We start from the raw sequence: 19,123 nt of genomic DNA on the forward strand, positions 1-19,123 counted from the left end.
ATGATGTTAGAGTGAATAGCGGGCAACGGGAAGCGCTTTTGCTTTGCTGGAGCAATATTTTCATCGAATATTTACGCTCCGGCCGGTGCTTGCTGCCAACACACTTTACGAATACTGCATATGACGTGAGACGCCGCTCTATTTCGGAGCATCATCCCGCCATGCGAACCGGCGCTGCCGCCATGTATTCGTCCAATGCCGCGGCTTCCTCGATCCCGCCGCCAATGACAAAAATATCGTTGATACGATCGCCCACACCCAATCTCCAAACCGTCGCCCAAATCAGGGCACTGCGCGTTCCGATACCGGGGAGGCACCGGCGTTCTGTATCGCCTCCGAAGACTCAAGCAGCCGCAATTCCGCCACTGCGGCAGCAGCGGTTCATTACTCTGTCAGACCGACTATCGTGCACGTTACGACGTGATTGAGACAATGATGTAAAGGCTGAAATCAGCGGCCAAGCGCCGCAACTGCGGCCTGTCGGACGAACGCTTGGTCCAGTCCGGCTAACGAAAACGAAGGACTGCCTGCATGTGCAACGCTTGCCCTTCACGCCGACACGCGGCTTGGTTTAGCGATCATCGCGACCGCGCTCGATCCAGTCGCACGCGACCGTCGATCGTCGGAAAAACCTAGTCCCACTTCGGGCCCCAGTCCGGATCGACGACGCGGTGATTGCGGTCGATGGTTTCGATGCGGGCGACTTCCTCAGGGGAAAGCCTGATCGAGCTTGCCTGGAAGTTCGAGCGGATGCGCTCCGGGCGGCCCGATGTGGGGATGGTGCAGTAGCCTTTGGCGAGTTCGAAGGCGATCGCCACCTGTTCCGGCGTCGCATCGTGTTTTTCACCGATTGCGCGCAGCACCGGCTCGTCGGACAGAATGCCACGGGCGATCGGCAGGTAGCAGGTGACGAGAATGTCTTTTTCCCGGCAATAGTTTGCGAGCTTCTTGTTCTGCAGGATCGGATTGAGCTCGAACTGGTTGTTGGCGATCCTGCCCTTGCCGAGCAGTGCTTCCGTCTCCTCCAGAAGGGCGATCGTGAAATTCGAAACGCCGATCAGCTTCGTCAGGCCGCGGGCCTGCGCTTCTGCGATCTGGGTGATGTAGACGTCGAGCGGAATGCGGCCATTGGGCGAGGGCCAGTGGATCAGCGTCAGGTCCACCTGATCGACCTTGAGCGCTTCGAGGCTCTTTTCCAGCGAAGGAACGAGTGCGCCGGCACCGAAATTATCGGTCGAGATCTTCGTCGTCAGGAAGACCTCGTCTCGGTTCAGGCCCGAGCGGTGCAGCGCTTCGCCGACTTCGAATTCGGTATCATAAGTCTGCGCAGTGTCGAGGTGCCTGTAGCCGGTTTCGAGCGCACACAGGATCGCATCGATACCATCCTTGCCGTTGCGCCCAAAGGTGCCAAATCCCATCAACGGAATAACATCATGTTTTTGCAAATCTATTTCCTCCAATTCGCCTCACTCCTCCAGCGGGCTCATGGAGCTTTGCAATAGCTTGGGGCTCTGTCCAGCGAAAAACGCCGATAGAATTTCGGGCAAATCCTGATGGGGGTTTAAAGAAAATACGGGCGTGAATTGGGCCCTGATACGGCAGCCGGCAGAGGTCGGCTACCGTATGGGAGGAATTGCTCTAGAATGCCTGGGCAAGACGGCGGAACGGCGACGCACTTTCGGCAGCGGCTTCGACGAAATCAAGACCGATATCGAGAACCGGGGCGCTGTGCGTCAGCCAGCCGACCGAGATCAGATCGACGCCGGAGGCGGCAATGGCCGGTGCGGTTGCCGGCGTGACGCGGCCGGAGGCCTCGGTGATGGCGCGACCGGCGACGATGCTGACGGCCTCGCGCAGCTGATCGGGCGTCATATTGTCGAGGAGGACGGCATCGACCCCTTCGCCCATGGCCTCGTGCAACTGGTCAAGCGTGTCGACCTCGACCTCGATCTTGACCATGTGGCCAACGCCTGCCTTGGCGCGGCGGATTGCTTCTGCCACGCCGCCGGCAATGGCAACGTGATTGTCCTTGATCAGCACCGCATCATTGAGCGCAAATCGGTGGTTCATACCGCCACCGGCCCGCACGGCATATTTTTCGAGCGCCCTCAGCCCCGGCGTCGTCTTGCGGGTGCAGACGACGGCGGCTTTGGTGTTGCGGATCGCCTCGACTATGCCTGATGTCACTGTGGCAATGCCCGAGAGATGACCGAGGAAATTCAGCGCTGTGCGCTCGGCCGTCAGCAGCCCGCGCGACGGGCCTTCGATGGTGGCGATCAGGCTGCCTGGCTCTACGGCGGCACCATCAGGCAGATGCCGCCTCATCGTGATGGCGGGATCGACGAGCTGAAAGGAAAGGTCTGCGGCGTCGAGACCAGCAACCACACCCGGCTGGCGGGCCGCCATGACGACCGTCGAGCGATGTTCTTCCGGGATGACAGCTGCCGAGGTGATATCACCGGCAAGGCCGAGATCCTCGGTAAGGGCGGCACGCACCAGCGGCTCGACAATGACGCGCGGAAGGGAAGCGAGGTTCATCTCAGGCACTCCTTGCAAGGGGATGGGAAGCGGTCGCCCGGGCAATCTCCAGGGCGTCAGTCAGCGTCATTTTCCGCCGTGCGGCTTCGGCCCGCCTCAGCGGAAAATCGGTGCGGGCATGGGCTCCGCGCGATTCCGCCCGAAGGCTGGCGAAGACGGCAATCAACAGCGCAACGATCGCCGGATCGGAAGCCGGCCCCTCGGCTTCGACAAGCGGCAGCAGGCTTGCGACGGCGCCATGGATGGCGCCTGCATTGCGCAATACGCCGAGATGGCGCGAGACGATCGGTCGGACGGGGGAAGGATCGGCCGCCGCGGGCAGCGTTACTATGGATTCAGCTGTCGAGGGTTTTGCGGCTGGGGTCGCAAGAATGTCACGTGCCGCACGTATGCCCATGACGGCGGCCTCCAGCAGTGAATTGCTGGCGAGCCGATTTGCGCCGTGCAGGCCGGTTGAGGCCGCCTCGCCGGCAACCCACAGGCCTGCAATGGAGCTGCGGCCGGCAGCATCGGTCGCTACCCCGCCCATGTGATAATGGACGGCAGGGCGCACCGGGATCAGCTGACGCGAGGCATCGAGACCGGCTTCCCGGCACAGAGCGTCGATGACCGGAAAACGCGTGGCGAAACGATCGCCAAGTGCTGCGCGCGCGTCGAGAAACACCCTGCCGCCACGCGCCAGTTCTGCGCTGATGGCGCGGGCCACCACATCGCGCGGCGCCAATTCAGCGCCCGGCACGCCGGCCATGAAACGGTCGCAGCTCTCATTGACGAGCACGGCACCCTCCCCGCGCACGGCTTCGCTCACCAGCGCCAGTGGCCGGCGGCGGGAATCAAGTGCAGTCGGGTGGAACTGCACGAATTCCATGTCGGCAAGTTCGGCTCCGGCGCGCGCGGCAAGCATGATGCCCTGCCCGAAATTGCCGGTCGGATTGGTCGTCGCCTCATAGAGGCCGCCGATGCCGCCGGTCGCCAGCACGATCCGCCGTGTCGGAAGGATGACGGCGCCATTCTCGCTCGCGCAGACGAGGCCGCTGACACCGCTCTCGTCCGTCAGGATGCGGCGGGCCTCCAGCCCTTCGAGCACGGTGATGGAGGGTGTCGCGGTAACGGCTGCGACCAGTGCACGGACGATCGCCGCACCCGAGCCGTCGCCGTCCGCATGCACGATGCGGCGGCGGCTATGGGCGGCCTCAAGCCCCAGCGAAAAGCTGCCATCCGGCGTCTTGTCGAAGCCGACCCCTGCTCGCTCCAGCGCGGCGATCGCGGCCGGCGCCTCGGCGACGATGCCGGCAGCGATGACGGGATCGCAAAGCCCGTCGCCGGCGGCGAGTGTATCGGCCAGATGCAGGTCGGCGCTGTCATCGGCGCCGAGACTGGCGGCAATGCCGCCCTGCGCCCAGGCGCTTGACGTTTCAGCGCCGAGGCCAGCCCGAGTAACGATGACAACGGGCTCCGGCGCAAGCGTCAGCGCCGTCATCAGGCCTGCAAGGCCGCTGCCGACGATGACGGTGCGGCCGGTGAGTTGGTCAGCAATCTCGCTCATATTGCCAGCATCCTCTCGACAGCGCGGCGGGCAGCGACAGCGACCGCGGGATCGACAGTCACTTCGTGGCGGTTTTCTTCCAGTGCCGCGCGGATATTGGAGAGCGTGATCCGCTTCATGTGCGGGCAGAGATTGCAAGGGCGGATGAATTCGACATCGGGATGATGCACGGCGACATTATCGCTCATCGAGCATTCGGTCAGCAGCACGACGCGGGCCGGCTTCTTCTGCCCGACATAATCGGACATGACGGCGGTGGAGCCGGCGAAGTCAGCCTCGGCAACGACATCCGGCGGGCATTCGGGATGGGCAAGCACCGTCACGCCGGGGTGGTTCTCCCGCAATTGGCGAACATCTTCGGCAGTGAAAAGCTCATGCACCTCACAATGGCCATGCCAGGCGATAATTTCGACATTGGTTTCCTTGGCGACATTCTGGGCAAGATACTCGTCCGGGATCATCAGCACCCGGGGAACGCCAAGGGATTCGACGACCTGTTTGGCATTGCCCGAGGTGCAGCAGATATCGGAGGCGGCTTTGACGGCTGCAGACGTGTTGACATAGGTGATGATGGGCACGCCTGGATGAGCCTGGCGCAGCAGCGCGATATCCTCGGGCGTGATCGAGTCCGCCAGCGAACAGCCGGCCCCCATATCGGGGATCAGCACTGTCTTTTCCGGGTTCAGGAGCTTTGCCGTCTCGGCCATGAAATGCACGCCGGCCAGCACGATCACGTCGGCATCGACCTCGATGGCTTTTCGTGCCAGAGCCAGGCTGTCGCCGACGATATCGGCCACGCCATGGAAGATTTCCGGCGTCTGATAGTTATGCGCCAGGATGACGGCGTTGCGCTTGCGCTTCAACTCGAGGATCGCATCGACATCGTCCTGGAACATCATCCATTCGGCTTTGGGAATGACGCGGCTGACGCGATCATAGAGGGACGACGCGGATACAAGGTGGTTCATGGCCGGCTCCATCAATTATGCTCGATTTGAGCATATCCTGCGCATAGAGATATTCTCACAGTGAGCATATGTCAATTGCGGGAGAGCGGTAATTTCGTTCCGGCGAGCGCGCGCTCTTCGAGAATGGTTTGGCGGAAGCGGAAAAGCTTGGCCGGCCGGCCGCCGGTTTCGCTCGTCGCCTCGCCGGTTTCCTCCACCAGTTCCTGCTGTTCGATCAGGCGGCGGAAGTTCTGCTTATGCAGCGTCAGCCCGGCCAGCGCTTCGACGGCCCGCTGCAATTGCAGAAGGGTGAAGCTTTCGGGCATAAGTTCGAAAACGACCGGGCGGTATTTGATCTTGGCGCGAAGCCTTGCAATGCCGGTCGCGAGAATCCGTCGGTGGTCGGCAAACATCGGTCGGCCGAGATTGTCGTTCTTGCTAGAGCCGGCTTCCGTGACGAGGCCCGCCTCATAGAGCAGTTCGTAACGCTGCAATGTCAGGTCTTCGTTCCAACCGCCGCCGTCGAGCCCGAAAGTGAAATCGGCGCGGCGGTGGCGATATTCGCGCCTGGGGGGATCGGCGTCGGCCCACAGGCGCAGGCGAGCGATCAATTCGTCCATGACGGCTGGCCGCCCGTCGCGATGGTCTTCCCAGGGGAAATATTCATACCAGCCGTGCCAGCCCGGCCGGCCGGCGCCCGTCTGTTCGTAAACGAGGCCGAGATAGCTGATGGATATGGTGCGTCCGCCCTGGATATCGTTGTTCCGGTCGCGGTCGGCAAATGTGTAGAGCTGCTCGAGAAAACCGACGGGATGGGCGGTCTGTTCCTGGATCCATTCACGCAGGCCCGATTGCAGCGTGCGATGGCCCATTTCGAAAGGGCCGGACGGAAGTGCATCGCCACTCTGGATCGTCATGACACGCGGTTCATCGCCCGTCACCGCGACGAGAACCGCGATCAATTCCGCATGTGCAAAGCCTATCGTCACCAGAGCCTGAGAATCTGTTCGTGATCGCTCTATTCTCTGACATAGGCCGGCACCGATGCCAATGGCAGGTTCCTCTTCTCCCCAGCGACCGAGGGCCTTCTATCCCTCGGCTTCCAGCCGATGCAGGAAATTGCGCAATTCGGCTTCGTCGATACCGACAAGGTGACGCTTTTCCGGATAGGCTCCCGAGCGGATATCCTCGACAAATTCGCTGAAGGCCGCAATGCGCTCGCGCTGTAGCCGGTCATATTCGGCTGCGAAGTTGCGGTAGACCTTGGCGTGTCGCGGCGTGTGGTCTCTGGTCGTGCCGAGCACGTCGTCGGCGAAGAGATACTGCGCATCGCAGCCGCGCCCGGCGCCCATGGAGATCATCAGCAACGAGGTGCGGTTGGAAATCGCAGCCGCGACATCGCCGGGAACAACCTCGATCTCGGCCGCGAATGCGCCGGCATCCTGAAGCGTCTTCGTCTGGCGCCAGACGTCGAAGGCGCTAGCGGCCGACTTGCCGACAGCGCGAAAGCCGCCGGTCCAGGTCGCCTTCGAAGGGATCAGTCCGACATGGCCGCAGACGGGAATACCCTCGTCGCGCATGCGGCGGATCGTCTGCAGGCTTGCGGCGCAATAGACGGCGTCGCCGCCTGCCTTCAGCGCCTTGAAGGCCTCGCCTATATAGTCCTCGGCCGAGACATGGTCGCCATACTCGAGGCCGGGAATGGCAAAGGGTGTGGGGGCCGCCTCGCGAAAGACCGGTCCCAAGAGGGTTGGCGGCACGGAGATCATGTCAATGCCGGCTTTTTCCGCCGCTTCCGCCTCATCGAGCGAGGTGACGCGCAGCATCGTGAGCTGCCGTTTTCCCTTGAGCGCCAGGAGGTCGGCGACCGTGGCGCGATTATGTTTTTTCATCGCAATATCCTTTGGACCAGTATTCGTTGGGTCGGTATTCGGGGAAGCGATCAGGCGGCGAGAAGCGTCTTCAGCTTGACGTTGCTGGCCGTCAGCGCGGCCGGATCGGGATGGGCGCGTGCGGCAATCAGCATTTCCGCCAGACGGATGTCGCGGGCGACCGCATTGCCGGGTCCGATGCCGCTTGCTGCGATCAGCCGGCCCTCGGCATCGAGATGGAAAAGGATGAAGGCCCCCTCGCCGAGATCGCGGCGCAGATGGGCGACCGCGCCATCGGCAAGCCCTGTTATCTGCAACGTCATCTCATACTGATCCGACCAGAACCACGGCACGGCGGAGACCGGCTCATCGGCGCCCAGCATGTTGGCGGCGGCAAGCGTGCCCTGTTCCTGCGCATTGCGCCAGGATTCCAACCGCACACGCCGGCCGCCATAGATTGTGAGTGGAAAGGAGCAGCAGTCGCCGGCAGCGAATATATCGGCGGCGGACGTGCGCAGCCGATCATCGACGGCAATGCCGTTGTCGGTATGAAGTCCGGCCGCTTCGGCAAGCTCGGTATTCGGCCGGGCGCCGATGCCGACAAGCGCCACGTCGGCCTCGACCGTCTCTTCGTTGGAAAGCCGAATGACAGCCTTGCCCTCCCGCTCGGTCAGGGATTCGATGGAGACACCGCAGCGCAGATCGACGCCCTCGGCGCGATGGCGCTCGGCCACGAAATGGGCGACATCCTCGGGAACGCCGCGCTTCAGCACGCGCTCCAGCCCTTCGATGAGAACGACATCGGCGCCGAGCTGACGCGCGGTTGCTGCAACCTCCAGGCCGATGAAGCCGCCGCCGATGACGGCAAGCCGCTTGCCGGGCCTCAGCACGGCGCGCAGCGTCACCGCATCATGGTGCGTACGGAGCGACCGGATATGGTTGCTATCAGCAGGCGCATTGGGAAAGGCGCGAGCGCTGGCGCCCGTTGCAAGCAGCAGCCGGTCATAGTTGAGGCGATTGCCGTCTGACAGGGTAATGGTATGGACCGTGGCATCGAGGCTGGTTGCCGTCATACCGGTCAGCAGGCGGATATTGCCGGCCTCAAAGGTCTCCCGTGCCGCGATGAATTTGGGATCGACATTGCCGGCAAGGCCAGCCTTGGAGAGCGGCGGGCGCTCATAGGGAGCGTGCGGTTCGGAACCGACGAGCGTGATCTCACCGTCAAATCCCTTTTCCCGCAGCGCGAAGGCGGCGCGTGCCCCGCATTCCCCTGCCCCCAGGATGACAAAATGGGCCATGGCGCACCTCAGATCGCGATGAAGACGGCGCCGCCTTCGATCTTGACGGGATAGGTTTTCAGGTTGACGCAGACGGGGGCGCCCTTGGCCTCGCCCGTCTTGTAGTTGAAGCGGCCATTGTGCTTGGGACATTCGATGATCTCGTCCATGACGAGGCCGTCGGCGAGATGGATCTGCTCATGGGTACAGAGCCCATCAGTCGCAAAGAACTCATCGTCCGGGCTGCGATAGACTGCGAAGGTGCGCCCGCCATGGTCGAAGCGGATGACATCCTCCTCGTCGATCTCGTCCTTGCCGCAAACCTCGATCCAGTTTCCGCTCATCTCTTTTCCTCCCTCGATCTTGTTCTATTGAGCAGCCTACTGGGCTGCAGGCGCCAGCTCGGCGTGAAATTCCTCGCGATAGGGCCGCGCTGTCGCCGGCAGTTCCCGCTTCAGGAAATAATCTTCGTTGCGAAGCTGGCGCAGAAAGGCCGGGATCATCTCCCTATAGCCGGACCAGATCGACGGATTGGGCGCCGGCAGGTCGTGCATGATCATCGCGTGCAGCTTCGGCAGCGCGTGGTAAGGCACCATCGGGAACATGTGATGCTCAACGTGGTAGTTCATGTTCCAGTAGATGAAGCGGCTGATCGGGTTCATGTAGACCGTGCGGCTGTTCAGCCGGTGGTCGATGACGTTGTCTGCAAGCCCACCATGCTGCAGCAGGCCGGTCAGCACATGATGCCAGGCGCCATAGAGGCGCGGCAGGCCGATCAGCATCAGGGGCAGGATCGAGCCCAGGTAAAACCCAAGCGCAATGGTGACGGCGTAGATCGCAAGCCAGATACGCGCAATGCGGATCGCCTTCGGCTGCTCCATCTCAGGGATGAAGGTCTTTTCCGCCGCACTGATGATGCCGGCCGAATTTCGGACCATGTCGATGACGGCATGCCAGGCATCGAGAATGCCGAAGAAATTCAGGATCAGCCGAAAGAGATCGGGCGGGCGCATGACGGCGATCTCAGGATCGCGGCCGACGATGACGGTGTCGGTATGGTGGCGGGCATGGCTCCAGCGCCAGGTCACCGGATTGCGCATGATCATGAAGCAGGCGATCTGGTAGACGACATCGTTCATCCAGCGCGTCTTGAAGGCGGTGCCGTGGCCGCATTCGTGCCAGCGGCTGTCGGAGGCCGAACCGTAGAGCACACCATAGGCGAGGAAAAAAGGCACGGCGATCCAGGAGCCCCAGAAGAAAATGCCGAGCGCGGCAAAGATCACCATACTGCCGAGCCAGAGCGCGGTGTCACGGATCGCCTGGTCGTCGGAGCGCTGCATCAGCGCCTTCATCTCCTTGCGGGCAATATCGGTATGATACCATTGCGCGGCCGCAAGACCGGTTTCCACCGCCGTCCTGCCGCTCTCTCCCAAGAGGCTGTAATCGCGCTTCGTTGCCTCGCCAGCCATGCCTTCCTCCTCATCAGCTCTTGCATCAGGAGAATAGGTTGACTTCGAAAGGCGCTCAATGCAGGCTTGATATATTCTATCAAAAGCCATCAAAGACGGCTTTCATTCATGATTGAAAACCATCAGGAATAGCTATGCGCCGCCCAACCATCTCCGATCTCGCTCAGGTCTCCGGCGTTAGTGTTGCGACCGTCGATCGCGTGCTGAACGGCCGCCATCGGGTGCGCGAGGAAACGGCGCGTCGTGTTTATGATGCCGCGCAATCGATCGGCTACCATGCCGTCGGCCTGATCCGGCAGCGCGTCTTCGAGGATCTGCCACAATATCGGCTGGCCTTCCTGCTGCAGAAGCCGACGCAGCCTTTCTATCAGGCCTTTGCCCGCGAGATCGAAACGGCGGCCCGCAACGTCACAACTGCGCGGATCCAGACGCAAGTGGAATATCCCGCTGCGGCTACGCCCGCCGCCATCATCGAAAAGATCAAGCTGCTCGGCGCCCGCAGCCAGGCGGTCGCGCTTGTCGGGCCGGATTATCCGGCCGTGACGGCAGCCGTCGAGGAGTTAAAGGCGCGCGGCGTTCCGGTCTTCTCGCTGCTGTCCGATCTCGCGACAGGGGTGCGGGACGCCTATGTCGGCGTCAACAACCGCAAGGTTGGTCGCTCCGCCGCCTGGATGATTGCCAAAGCTGCCCGCCGGCCTGGCAAGGTCGCCTGCTTCGTCGGCAGTCACCGTTTTCATGGCCACGAGCTTCGCGAAATGGGCTTCCGCTCCTATTTCCGCGAGGAGGCGCCTGATTTCGAGGTGGTCGAAACGCTGATCAATCTGGAAACGCCTGAGATCACCCATGAGGCGACATTGACGCTCCTGCAGAAACATCCCGATCTCGTCGGCCTCTATGTCTGTGGCGGCGGCATGGAAGGGGCGATCTCGGCATTCCGGGAAGAGGAGATCGGCGGCCGCATTGTGCTTGTTGTCAACGAGCTGACCGCCGACAGCAAGGCAGGCCTTGCCGACGGCATCGTCACCATGGCGATTGGAACGCCGCTGCCGGCGCTCTGCAAGGAAGTGGTGGCGCTGATGACCGGCGCGCTGGAACAGGGCGAGATCGCCATCCCCGGCCAGTCCTTCCTGCCCTTCGAGATCTTTCTGCCTGAGAATATCTAGAGCAATTCCACCACAAGTGCGTAGCGGTTTTGCGCCCGGAATTGCGAAACAGGCTGTTCTAGAATGATGGAATTCTATCATCGCTCCAGAAAATCTATCAGCGATGATAGGCTTTGATGCCGCGCAACAGATGGATTGGCGGATAAATTCCAGTAGAGATTCGATCAGACATTCATACTGCTTCTCACTCACGAGGGGCGAGAAGGAGATTTCGCATGGCATCCATTCGTTTCGCGCTGAACCATATGGCAGCACCTTCGCTTTCGATCGAGGATTTCTTTGCGCTTGCCGCCTCGCTCGGCATCGATGCGGTGGAAATCCGCAACGATCTCGCCGGCAATGCCATTCTCGATGGTACAAAGCCTGAGGTCATCAAGGAGGCGGCGGCCCGCCACGGCGTTGCGATCATCTCGATCAACGCGCTGCAGCGCTTCAACGAATGGAATGCGACGCGCGAGCGGGAAGCTCGCGAGCTGATCGATTATGCAAGGGCTGTCGGGTCGCAGGCGCTGGTTCTGGTTCCCAAGAATGATGGTACGGGCCGCGTCGACGGCGAGCGCCAGGCCAATCTGCGCCAGTCGTTGACGGCACTCCGCCCCATGCTCGATACCGCCGGCATCGTTGGTCTAGTAGAACCGCTCGGTTTCGAAATCTGCTCGCTGCGCTCCAAGGCGGAAGCAGCCGATGCGATCGAGACGCTCGGTGCGCAGCCGACCTTCCGGCTGGTGCATGACACGTTCCACCATCACCTTGCCGGCGAAACGCCCTTCTTCCCGCATCTGACGGGGCTCGTGCATATTTCCGGCGTCAGCGATGCCGCCGTTTCCGTTTCCGACATGCGCGATCCACACCGTATTCTCGTCGATGCAGATGACCGGCTTGGTAATGCCGCCCAGATCCACGCTTTGCTGGAGGCAAGCTACAAAGGCCCCTTCTCCTTTGAGCCCTTCGCGTCCGAAATCCATGCGCTGAAGGACCCCGGCGCCGCGTTGAAGGCGAGCATGGATTATATCGCCGCGAAGGTTTGAGAAGCCTATTCGCGTCCGCGGAAGCGGCGCTGATAGGTGGCGTCGTAGAGCGAGCTTTCGCGGAAATCTTCTGACCCGAGCGAGCGGCCGACAAAGATGATGGCTGTCCGCTCGATCGGCTCGGCTGCCACCTTCGCCTCGATATCGGCAAGCGTGCCGCGCAGGATACGCTCGTCTGGCCAGCTGGCTTTCACCACGATGGCGACAGGGCAATCGGCGCCATAGAGAGGCGTCAGTTCCGTGACGACCTCAGCCAGCGCATGGATGGCAAGGTGGATTGCCAGCGTTGCTCCCGTCACGCCGAATTTTTCGAGCGTCTCCTCATTCGGCATCGGCGAGGCGCGGCCGGAGACACGCGTCAGAACGAGGCTCTGCGCCACGGCCGGGATCGTCAATTCGCGGCCGAGAGCCGAGGCCGCTGCCGCAAAGGCTGGAACGCCCGGCGTCATCGTATAGGCGATGCCGTGCTTCTCCAGCCGGCGGATCTGCTCTGCGACCGCGCTCCAGACAGAGAGATCGCCGGAATGCAGCCGCGCCACGTCCTGGCCGGCATTGGCGGCATCAAGAAATACGGCCTCGATCTCGTCAAGCGACATCGGTGCGGTATCGACGATGCGCGCGCCCGGCGGGCAATATTGCAGGAGCTCGGGCGAGACGATGGAGCCGGCATAGAGGCAGACAGGGCATTTGCCGATCAGGTCGCGTCCGCGCACCGTGATGAGATCCGCTGCACCCGGTCCGGCGCCGATGAAATGAACGACCATTCTTCTATTCCTTGATCCAGCGCCATTGCGTGACGGGCATGGCCGGCCGCCAGCAGCTCATGCCGCCGACGGGTGCGGCGCGGGTGATTTCGATTTTCGTCAGCGCGCCGCCGCGCGCCGCATATTCGGCGAACAGCAGTGCTTCCATTTCCAGCGTGACGGCGTTGGCAACGAGCCGACCTCCCCGCTTCAATGCTTTGATCGCGGCATCCATGACGCCGATCTCGCTGCCGCCGCCGCCGATGAAGATCGCATCCGGTGCGGGCAAGCTGGCGAGCGCAACAGGTGCCGTCCCCTCGATGAGGGCAAGCTGCGGCACGCCGAATGAGACGGCATTGCGGGCAATGCGGGCAGCCCGTTCCGGCGCCTGTTCGATGGCGATTGCTTTGAGCGACGGATCGGCCAGCATCCACTCGATGCCAACAGATCCGGAACCGGCGCCGATATCCCACAGCAGTTCGCCATGGCGCGGCGACAGTGCCGACAGGGTAACGGCGCGGATCTCCCGCTTGGTGATCTGACCGTCATGCTCGAAGAGATCGTCGTCGAGACCTGAAGTATAAGGCAGGATGCGTGCTCCTGGCGCTGCCACGATTTCCAGCGCGCAGACATTCAGCGGGTCGCTCGTGTCGAGATCGAAGCCCGATGCCGTCGTGCTACGGATGCGCTCGCGTCCGCCGCCAAGCGCTTCCAGGACCGTCAGGCGTGTTTCGGGGAAGCGGTTGGCGACAAGCAGGTCGGCCAGCGCCTGCGGCCCTTTCTCGTCAGAGGTCAGCGCCAGAATATGCCTGCCGGCATGCAGGTGCGGGCGGATGAGGTCGAGCGGGCGTCCGTGCAGCGACACACAGGCCGTCTCCTGCAGCGGCCAGCCGAGACGCGCCGCAGCAAGACTGAACGCGGAGGGTGCCGGGATGGTGTGCATTTCGTGTGCCGCGATATGGCGCGACAGCGTCGCCCCGACGCCGTAGAGGAAGGGATCGCCTGATGCCAGCACGACGACGGGCGTGCCGCGCCGAGCCTCGATCGCCTCGACCGACTTTTCGAAGGGGCTCTGCCAGGCAAAGCGTTCGCCGGTGATCAGTGTATCGGCAAGTTCAAGATGACGCGCACCGCCGAAGACGGCGGGTGCAGCAGCGATCCGGCGCTTTGCCTCCTCGGCGAGCCCGTCTGGACCATCTTCGCCGATGCCGATAAGAGTGAGCCAGCGCGGGCAGGAGGGGGAAGTGTCAGACATGGAGAAGACCCGTATTCTGATCCTCGGCGGCACCAACGAGGCGCGCAGGCTCGCTGCAGAACTGGCCACGCGGGAAGAGTTCGACATTCTCCTGTCGCTGGCGGGCCGCACGCAGGCTCCCGCCCAGCAACCGGTTCCCGTCCGTATCGGCGGTTTCGGCGGTGCGGAGGGGCTGGCGAAATTCCTGACGGGAGGAGGCTATCACCTGCTGGTCGATGCCACCCATCCCTTCGCCGAGCGCATTTCGGCCAATGCCGCCGTTGCTGCTGAACGCACCGGTATCCGCGCGCTCGCGCTCGTTCGCGCTGAATGGATGCCCGAACCGGGCGATCACTGGCATATCGTTGCGGATATTCCGGCGGCGATTGCGGCACTTGGCCCCGCCCCGCGCCGCGTCTTTCTGGCGACCGGACGACAGGGCGCCCATCACGCCGAGGTCGCCCCACAGCATTTCTATCTGGTGCGCAGCGTCGATCCCGTCGATCCGCCGCTTGCCCTTGCCGATGTCGACTACGTCCTCGACCGTGGGCCCTTCACGCTCGAGAGCGAAATCGACCTTATGCGGCAGCACAGTATCGACGCCGTCATCACCAAGAACAGCGGCGGCATGGCGACCTATGCCAAGATCGAGGCCGCGCGCCTGCTCGGTATCAAGGTTGTCGTGATCGCCCGCGCGCCCGCTGCCATCATGACGTCGGTCGAAACGGTGGAAGCGGCGCTCGAGGCGATCGATCATCTCGTCTCCCCGGCCATCAAGCGCGGCGTATAGATCAGATCCGGCTGTCCTTCACGGGCAATCACCCGGGTCTCGGGTGAACCGATGATCACGCAGGTCGCCATATCGGCAATGGCGGCATCGGCCCTTTCCAGCGGCTGCACGGTGATCCGCTCGTCGGGTCGTCCGGCCGCGCGGCCGAAGATGACAGGTGTAGTGGCCGGCAGATGCCGGCGCAGCAGTTCAAAGGCACTGCCGAGCTGCCAAGGGCGGGCCTTGCTGATCGGATTATAGAGGGCAATGACGAAGCCGGCTTGTGCGGCCATCGCCAAGCGGTTTTCGATGACGGTCCAGGGCTTCAGATTATCCGATAGCGACAGCGCGCAGAAATCATGCCCGAGCGGTGCACCGACGCGCGCGGCAACCGCCAGCATGGCGGTGATGCCGGGAAGGACTGTGAGATCGACGTCGCGCCATTCCGCCGGCCCCTTGTCGATCGCTTCGCAGACGGCAGCGGCCATGGCAAAGACGCCGGGATCGCCGCCCGAGACGACGCAGACATCTGCGCCCCTGGTGGCAAGGGTCAGGGCAGCCCCCGCGCGGTCCAACTCCTCGCGATTGTCGGAAGCATGGCGGTTCTGGTCGGTGCGCAGCGTCAGGCGGTCGAGATAGGGTCCGTAACCGAAGAAATCAGTGGCCGTTTCAACGGCGGTCAGCGCTTGCGGCGTCATCTGCTCCGGATTGCCGGGACCGGTGCCAATCACGAATAGCCGGCCGCTCATCGGCGGGCCTCCCAGCCGGGCACCAGCACCAGCGAGAAATAGGGCGCATCGCCCTCGCCCCGTTCGGCAAGCTTGACCATTGCGGCATTTGCCATGGTGCCGCGTTCCACATAGAGCGCGTCGCCAAGACGCCCGGCAGCCTCCAGTGCACGGCGGATCTTCGGCAGGTTGCGGCCGACCTTCATGATGACGGCGGCTTCTGTATCGGCAAGACGCCGGGTGAGCTCTTGCTCGCCCATCGTGCCCGGCAGGACGGAGAGCACGTCGTCGCCCTGGACGATCGGCATGCCCGCCAGCGACCAACAGCCGGACATGGCGCTGACGCCGGGAATGACCTCCGTCGGATAGCGCTGCGACAGACGCACATGCAGATGCATGTAAGAGCCATAGAAGAGCGGGTCGCCTTCGCTCAGCACCGCGACCGTGCGGCCTGCCTTGAGATGAAGGGCGACTGCATCGGCGGATCTATTGTAGAAATCGGTGATGCGGCTCTGGTAGAGCGGGTCGTCCTTGTCGAGCTCGGTCGTGACAGGATAATAAAGCGGCAACAGTTCGATGTCGGGCTTCAAGAGATGCTCGACGATTGCCTTGCCATTGCCGCTTCTGCCCTGCTTGGCGAAATAGGCAATCACGTCGGCACCCTCGATTGCGCGCACCGCTTTGATGGTCAGAAGCTCTGGATCGCCGGGTCCGGTGCCGACGCCGATCAGACGGCCGTTCATAGGCCGGGCCTCGAAAGCGCATTGACGGCGGCGGCCGTCATGGCGCTTCCGCCGAGCCGGCCGCGCACGATCGCATAGGGAACGCCATAGGAGTTTTCCGCAAGCGCATCCTTGGATTCGGCAGCCCCGACAAAGCCGACCGGCATGCCGATGATCGCCGCCGGTTTCGGTGCCCCGTCGCGCAACAATTCGAGAAGATGGAAGAGGGCCGTGGGTGCGTTGCCGATCGCAACCACGCTGCCGGCGAGCCGGTCGAGCCAGAGATGGATAGCGGCAGCCGAGCGGGTATTGCCGGTCCGATGGGCAAGCTCGTGGGTGCGCTGATCATGCAGAGTGCAGATCACCTCGTTCTGAGCCGGCAGGCGGGCGCGCGTCACGCCATGCGACACCATCTCCGCATCGCAGAAGATCGGGGCGCCATCCTGCAGGGCGATGCGCGCGGCATGGACGAAATCGGGTGAAAAGACGAAATTCTGTGCGGCTTCGACCAACCCGCAGGCATGGATCATGCGGACAGCAATATCGGCTTCCTCGGGCGAGAAACGCGAGAGATCGGCTTCGCTGCGAATGATTGCGAAGGAGCGCTCGTAGATTGCGTCTCCGCTGCGGATATAATCGTAGTCTGGCATTGCTATTCCTGTTGCAGCGCCTCGGCGAGGCCGTTGGGGCCAAGCCTTTTCAGGCAATCGGCGCTCGACTCGCCGGCGCTTCTTTTGTCTTTGATCAGCCGGGCGAGCCTCTCTATAGCGAAATCGATCCGTCCGCCAGCAATCCTTGCAGCCGGTCTGTCTGCCGCGAGACCGTTGATGATGAAGCCGTAACCTTCGCCGGTACCGACAATCGCGAGATCCGCGCGACGATGCGCGCAACCTTTCGCACAGCCGGAAAGGTGAAGCTTCAGCGAGCCGTCGAAGAGATCGGGAACCTGATCGATCAACTGTCTTGAGAGAGCCCTGGTATCGTAGAAGGCCGAAGCACAGGCCCCTGCCCCGGCGCAGGCAGCGATCTGCTCGGCCGGCTCGTTCGCCGTGACGCTGAAGCCATGATCGACGGCCGCTTCTTGAATTGCCGGCATTGCCGTCTCGGTCAGACCAATCACGAAGAAACCACGATCCGGAGCCAGCCGGATTTCCCTTGCGCCAGCGCTTTCGGCTGACGTGAGAAAGGAGAGCAGATCAGCGGCCCTTGCCTGACCGAACTTCAGGCGCACGCCGAGTACCGTGCTGCCGTTTCTCAGTTTTGTAACACCAACGAAGGACGATTTCCTTGGCGCTGGCCGGGTAGATCGGATGCTATCGATCTGCGGATAATGGGCGCGCAGTATTGTTGCGTCGATATCTCGGGCGCGTGTCCGGCGGCCCCCTGCAATCAGCATCTGGAGCAGATCGCCGACCGCATTGACGGCGGCATCTGCACTACAGAGGGCCAACGGCATCGCGCCATCTTCGTCGCCGGCGATTGAGACCAGCCATTGCCCGGCGGGCTCTGCGACGATGCGGATATCGGCAACGAGCGCGGAAAGTGAAAACGGACCGCCCCCATCGATCAGGATGGAGAGTTTCGGAGCAAGGTGCGGAGAGTTGAGAAGGTCGCCGAGCTTGCTGCGCAGCACTGCTTCCATGTCTGCCGCATCGGCGATCTCGTCGGCATCGACGCCGTGCAGCGGTGACATTTCAATCGCCACGCCCTCAGGCACAATGATGCCGCTAGCATCGATCTCGGCTGCCAGCGGCCCAACGGAGCCGGTTTGAAGACCCCGGATCTGCAAATTGCCGCGGGCGGTGATTTCAAGAATACCGTTTCCATGTCGCGCCGCTCCCGAGGCCAACTGCTGGAACTGGGAGATCGTGAGTGCGCCGCCCGCTGGCCGCAGGCGAACGAGCAGACCATCGCCGGTTTGCATGGGGGCTGCGAGCGCCGGGCAGGCGCCACGGTGCATGCCTGTTATATCAGGGCTTTCTGCTTCCAAGATCTTGCCGGCAGCGCTGCGCATTCAACCATCCTTTGGCCCATGTCTTACATGATCGCGCCGGATGCAGCAAAGCGAGATCGGGGTTGGATATGGGGACAGCTACTCTTCGAAGTCCCGTCCCTTGCGCAGGAGATAGATATCCATGATCCAGCCATGCCGCTCGCGCTCTTCGGCCCGGAGCCGGAGGATGTCGTCAGCAATATCGCCAAGCCGGCCCGAGCGGATCACTTCGTTCTCCGTGCCGAGATAGGCGCCCCAGAAGATCTCCGCATCGGGATCGTCGATCTTCGAGAAGGCCTGTTCGCCATCGAGCATGACGACGGTGCTCTCACGCATCAGCCCCGTTTCGCTCAGCCGCCGGCCGGTGGTGATCTCGACCGGCTTCCCGACGAGATTGACAGGGATGCGATGGCTTGCCGCCAGCGCCTGGATGCTGGTGATGCCGGGAACGACATGATAGTCGAAGGAGCAGGCACAGGTGTTGCGCACCCGTTCGATAATGCGGATCGTGCTATCATAGAGGCTTGGATCGCCCCAGACGAGGAAGGCACCAGCACCGTTTTCCGGCAGGTCGCCGATCAGTCCTTCATAGATAAGGGCGATCGCAGCATGCCAGTCGTCCACGCTCTGGACGTAACTCCGGTCCTGGGTTGCGCGCTTCGGTACCTCGAATTCAACGATGCGCACAGCTTCGCGGGTCAAATATCGCTCGCAGATTTCCCGGCGAACCTCGGCAAGATCCGCCTTTGCGGCACCTTTGGTCGGGATGAACACGACGTCTGCAGCGTTCATGGCGTTGATCGCCTGGATGGTCAGATGTTCGGGATTGCCCGTTCCGATACCGATGATGTGGATATGCCGCACGCTTTCTGCCTCGCGATTTCCTGCGGTTTGTGCCGCCAAAGCAGGTCTTTGGCAAGGGCGCACCCAGGAGTTGGCCGCGGCCAACCTTCTATCTGTGTGGTTTGCGAACCGTTTATTGTCGCTATCCCCGAATCATGTCATCTTCGATACGCTTTTTGACGCTATGTTGAAAGAAAAGCGCTTTAAGAAGGGGCAAGTGTTTTGGACAACATTAGCGTATCAACGACGGAC

At 62.4% G+C, this 19,123-nt stretch carries 20 protein-coding genes; 4 read left to right on the forward strand and 16 right to left on the reverse strand.

Going from position 1 to position 19,123, the window contains the following annotated elements:
- Positions 1 to 632: 632 nt before the first annotated feature.
- From AB8B33_RS34520 to AB8B33_RS34560, 9 genes are all read right to left on the reverse strand, one after another.
- On the reverse strand, positions 633 to 1,445 hold the full coding sequence (locus AB8B33_RS34520) for an aldo/keto reductase (RefSeq protein ID WP_439018823.1): 813 nt from the start codon (positions 1,443 to 1,445) through the stop codon (positions 633 to 635).
- A gap of 193 nt (positions 1,446 to 1,638) precedes the next feature.
- The gene (nadC, locus tag AB8B33_RS34525) at positions 1,639 to 2,538 is read right to left on the reverse strand and encodes a carboxylating nicotinate-nucleotide diphosphorylase (protein ID WP_439018824.1); all 900 of its coding nucleotides are present in this window, start codon (positions 2,536 to 2,538) and stop codon (positions 1,639 to 1,641) included.
- Between the two features lies 1 nt (position 2,539).
- A complete protein-coding gene (locus AB8B33_RS34530) occupies positions 2,540 to 4,084 on the reverse strand; it encodes an L-aspartate oxidase (protein WP_439018825.1) in 1,545 nt (514 codons plus the stop codon).
- A complete protein-coding gene (gene nadA / locus AB8B33_RS34535; RefSeq protein ID WP_439018826.1) occupies positions 4,081 to 5,052 on the reverse strand; it encodes a quinolinate synthase NadA in 972 nt (323 codons plus the stop codon). The genes AB8B33_RS34530 and nadA overlap by 4 nt, the downstream gene beginning before the upstream one ends.
- 71 nt (positions 5,053 to 5,123) lie before the next feature.
- Complete coding sequence (locus tag AB8B33_RS34540) at positions 5,124 to 6,020, reverse strand: NUDIX hydrolase (RefSeq protein ID WP_439018827.1); 897 nt, start codon at positions 6,018 to 6,020, stop codon at positions 5,124 to 5,126.
- Between the two features lie 99 nt (positions 6,021 to 6,119).
- On the reverse strand, positions 6,120 to 6,923 hold the full coding sequence (locus AB8B33_RS34545) for a 3-methyl-2-oxobutanoate hydroxymethyltransferase (protein WP_439018828.1): 804 nt from the start codon (positions 6,921 to 6,923) through the stop codon (positions 6,120 to 6,122).
- A 50-nt stretch (positions 6,924 to 6,973) separates the two neighbouring features.
- Positions 6,974 to 8,200: an NAD(P)/FAD-dependent oxidoreductase gene (locus AB8B33_RS34550; protein ID WP_439018830.1), complete on the reverse strand. Its 1,227-nt coding sequence runs from the start codon at positions 8,198 to 8,200 to the stop codon at positions 6,974 to 6,976.
- 8 nt (positions 8,201 to 8,208) lie between these two features.
- Positions 8,209 to 8,523, reverse strand: a complete 315-nt coding sequence (locus AB8B33_RS34555) for a MocE family 2Fe-2S type ferredoxin (RefSeq protein WP_192732019.1) — start codon at positions 8,521 to 8,523, stop codon at positions 8,209 to 8,211.
- 36 nt (positions 8,524 to 8,559) lie between these two features.
- Positions 8,560 to 9,648: a fatty acid desaturase family protein gene (locus tag AB8B33_RS34560; RefSeq protein ID WP_439018831.1), complete on the reverse strand. Its 1,089-nt coding sequence runs from the start codon at positions 9,646 to 9,648 to the stop codon at positions 8,560 to 8,562.
- Positions 9,649 to 9,782: 134 nt separating this feature from the next.
- Here AB8B33_RS34560 and AB8B33_RS34565 point away from each other — a divergent pair, with 134 nt between their 5' ends.
- Complete coding sequence (locus tag AB8B33_RS34565; protein ID WP_310380182.1) at positions 9,783 to 10,811, forward strand: LacI family DNA-binding transcriptional regulator; 1,029 nt, start codon at positions 9,783 to 9,785, stop codon at positions 10,809 to 10,811.
- 215 nt (positions 10,812 to 11,026) lie between these two features.
- The gene (locus AB8B33_RS34570) at positions 11,027 to 11,839 is read left to right on the forward strand and encodes a TIM barrel protein (RefSeq protein WP_439018832.1); all 813 of its coding nucleotides are present in this window, start codon (positions 11,027 to 11,029) and stop codon (positions 11,837 to 11,839) included.
- 5 nt (positions 11,840 to 11,844) lie between these two features.
- On the opposite strand, the gene cobM is transcribed toward AB8B33_RS34570, so the two are convergent.
- Together cobM and cbiE are read right to left on the reverse strand one after the other, a co-directional pair.
- The gene (cobM, locus tag AB8B33_RS34575) at positions 11,845 to 12,603 is read right to left on the reverse strand and encodes a precorrin-4 C(11)-methyltransferase (RefSeq protein ID WP_439018833.1); all 759 of its coding nucleotides are present in this window, start codon (positions 12,601 to 12,603) and stop codon (positions 11,845 to 11,847) included.
- A 4-nt stretch (positions 12,604 to 12,607) separates the two neighbouring features.
- Positions 12,608 to 13,837, reverse strand: coding sequence for a precorrin-6y C5,15-methyltransferase (decarboxylating) subunit CbiE (cbiE, locus tag AB8B33_RS34580; protein ID WP_439018834.1), 1,230 nt, complete (start codon positions 13,835 to 13,837; stop codon positions 12,608 to 12,610).
- Between cbiE and AB8B33_RS34585 the strand changes: the two genes are divergently transcribed.
- Positions 13,836 to 14,606 (forward strand): cobalt-precorrin-6A reductase, encoded by a 771-nt coding sequence (locus AB8B33_RS34585; RefSeq protein WP_439018923.1) that lies wholly within the window; start codon positions 13,836 to 13,838, stop codon positions 14,604 to 14,606. The two genes, cbiE and AB8B33_RS34585, sit on opposite strands and share 2 nt — an antisense overlap.
- Here AB8B33_RS34585 and AB8B33_RS34590 read toward each other — a convergent pair.
- From AB8B33_RS34590 to cobF, 5 genes are all read right to left on the reverse strand, one after another.
- Positions 14,570 to 15,334, reverse strand: coding sequence for a precorrin-3B C(17)-methyltransferase (locus AB8B33_RS34590; RefSeq protein ID WP_439018835.1), 765 nt, complete (start codon positions 15,332 to 15,334; stop codon positions 14,570 to 14,572). The genes AB8B33_RS34585 and AB8B33_RS34590 overlap by 37 nt on opposite strands.
- Positions 15,331 to 16,056, reverse strand: a complete 726-nt coding sequence (locus AB8B33_RS34595; RefSeq protein ID WP_439018836.1) for a precorrin-2 C(20)-methyltransferase — start codon at positions 16,054 to 16,056, stop codon at positions 15,331 to 15,333. The genes AB8B33_RS34590 and AB8B33_RS34595 overlap by 4 nt, the downstream gene beginning before the upstream one ends.
- Positions 16,053 to 16,685 (reverse strand): precorrin-8X methylmutase, encoded by a 633-nt coding sequence (locus AB8B33_RS34600; RefSeq protein WP_439018837.1) that lies wholly within the window; start codon positions 16,683 to 16,685, stop codon positions 16,053 to 16,055. Before AB8B33_RS34600 ends, AB8B33_RS34595 begins: the two co-directional genes overlap by 4 nt.
- Positions 16,686 to 16,687: 2 nt before the next feature.
- Positions 16,688 to 18,049 (reverse strand): precorrin-3B synthase, encoded by a 1,362-nt coding sequence (gene cobG / locus AB8B33_RS34605; protein ID WP_439018838.1) that lies wholly within the window; start codon positions 18,047 to 18,049, stop codon positions 16,688 to 16,690.
- Positions 18,050 to 18,127: 78 nt separating this feature from the next.
- Positions 18,128 to 18,892 carry a precorrin-6A synthase (deacetylating) gene (gene cobF, locus AB8B33_RS34610; RefSeq protein ID WP_439018839.1) on the reverse strand — a complete coding sequence of 255 codons (765 nt, stop codon included), beginning with the start codon at positions 18,890 to 18,892 and terminating at the stop codon, positions 18,128 to 18,130.
- Here cobF and AB8B33_RS34615 point away from each other — a divergent pair.
- The coding region (locus AB8B33_RS34615; RefSeq protein ID WP_439018929.1) for a hypothetical protein at positions 18,819 to 19,123 on the forward strand (305 nt) is incomplete at its 3' end. The two genes, cobF and AB8B33_RS34615, sit on opposite strands and share 74 nt — an antisense overlap.

Origin of the sequence: Rhizobium sp. 768_B6_N1_8 (assembly GCF_051811225.1) — a bacterium.
Classification (GTDB): Bacteria; Pseudomonadota; Alphaproteobacteria; order Rhizobiales; family Rhizobiaceae; genus Rhizobium.

What these genes read in the sequence shown, in the direction of transcription:
- cobG (WP_439018838.1), bottom strand. Translation starts at nt 18,049, where the DNA reads ATGCGCAGCGCTGCCGGCAAGATCTTGGAAGCAGAAAGCCCTGATATA.
- cobM (WP_439018833.1), bottom strand. Translation starts at nt 12,603, where the DNA reads ATGGTCGTTCATTTCATCGGCGCCGGACCGGGTGCAGCGGATCTCATC.
- AB8B33_RS34585 (WP_439018923.1), top strand. Translation starts at nt 13,836, where the DNA reads ATGGAGAAGACCCGTATTCTGATCCTCGGCGGCACCAACGAGGCGCGC.
- AB8B33_RS34590 (WP_439018835.1), bottom strand. Translation starts at nt 15,334, where the DNA reads ATGAGCGGCCGGCTATTCGTGATTGGCACCGGTCCCGGCAATCCGGAG.
- AB8B33_RS34565 (WP_310380182.1), top strand. Translation starts at nt 9,783, where the DNA reads ATGCGCCGCCCAACCATCTCCGATCTCGCTCAGGTCTCCGGCGTTAGT.
- nadC (WP_439018824.1), bottom strand. Translation starts at nt 2,538, where the DNA reads ATGAACCTCGCTTCCCTTCCGCGCGTCATTGTCGAGCCGCTGGTGCGT.
- AB8B33_RS34560 (WP_439018831.1), bottom strand. Translation starts at nt 9,648, where the DNA reads ATGGCTGGCGAGGCAACGAAGCGCGATTACAGCCTCTTGGGAGAGAGC.
- AB8B33_RS34570 (WP_439018832.1), top strand. Translation starts at nt 11,027, where the DNA reads ATGGCATCCATTCGTTTCGCGCTGAACCATATGGCAGCACCTTCGCTT.
- AB8B33_RS34600 (WP_439018837.1), bottom strand. Translation starts at nt 16,685, where the DNA reads ATGCCAGACTACGATTATATCCGCAGCGGAGACGCAATCTACGAGCGC.
- AB8B33_RS34550 (WP_439018830.1), bottom strand. Translation starts at nt 8,200, where the DNA reads ATGGCCCATTTTGTCATCCTGGGGGCAGGGGAATGCGGGGCACGCGCC.
- AB8B33_RS34545 (WP_439018828.1), bottom strand. Translation starts at nt 6,923, where the DNA reads ATGAAAAAACATAATCGCGCCACGGTCGCCGACCTCCTGGCGCTCAAG.
- nadA (WP_439018826.1), bottom strand. Translation starts at nt 5,052, where the DNA reads ATGAACCACCTTGTATCCGCGTCGTCCCTCTATGATCGCGTCAGCCGC.
- AB8B33_RS34555 (WP_192732019.1), bottom strand. Translation starts at nt 8,523, where the DNA reads ATGAGCGGAAACTGGATCGAGGTTTGCGGCAAGGACGAGATCGACGAG.
- AB8B33_RS34530 (WP_439018825.1), bottom strand. Translation starts at nt 4,084, where the DNA reads ATGAGCGAGATTGCTGACCAACTCACCGGCCGCACCGTCATCGTCGGC.
- AB8B33_RS34595 (WP_439018836.1), bottom strand. Translation starts at nt 16,056, where the DNA reads ATGAACGGCCGTCTGATCGGCGTCGGCACCGGACCCGGCGATCCAGAG.
- cbiE (WP_439018834.1), bottom strand. Translation starts at nt 13,837, where the DNA reads ATGTCTGACACTTCCCCCTCCTGCCCGCGCTGGCTCACTCTTATCGGC.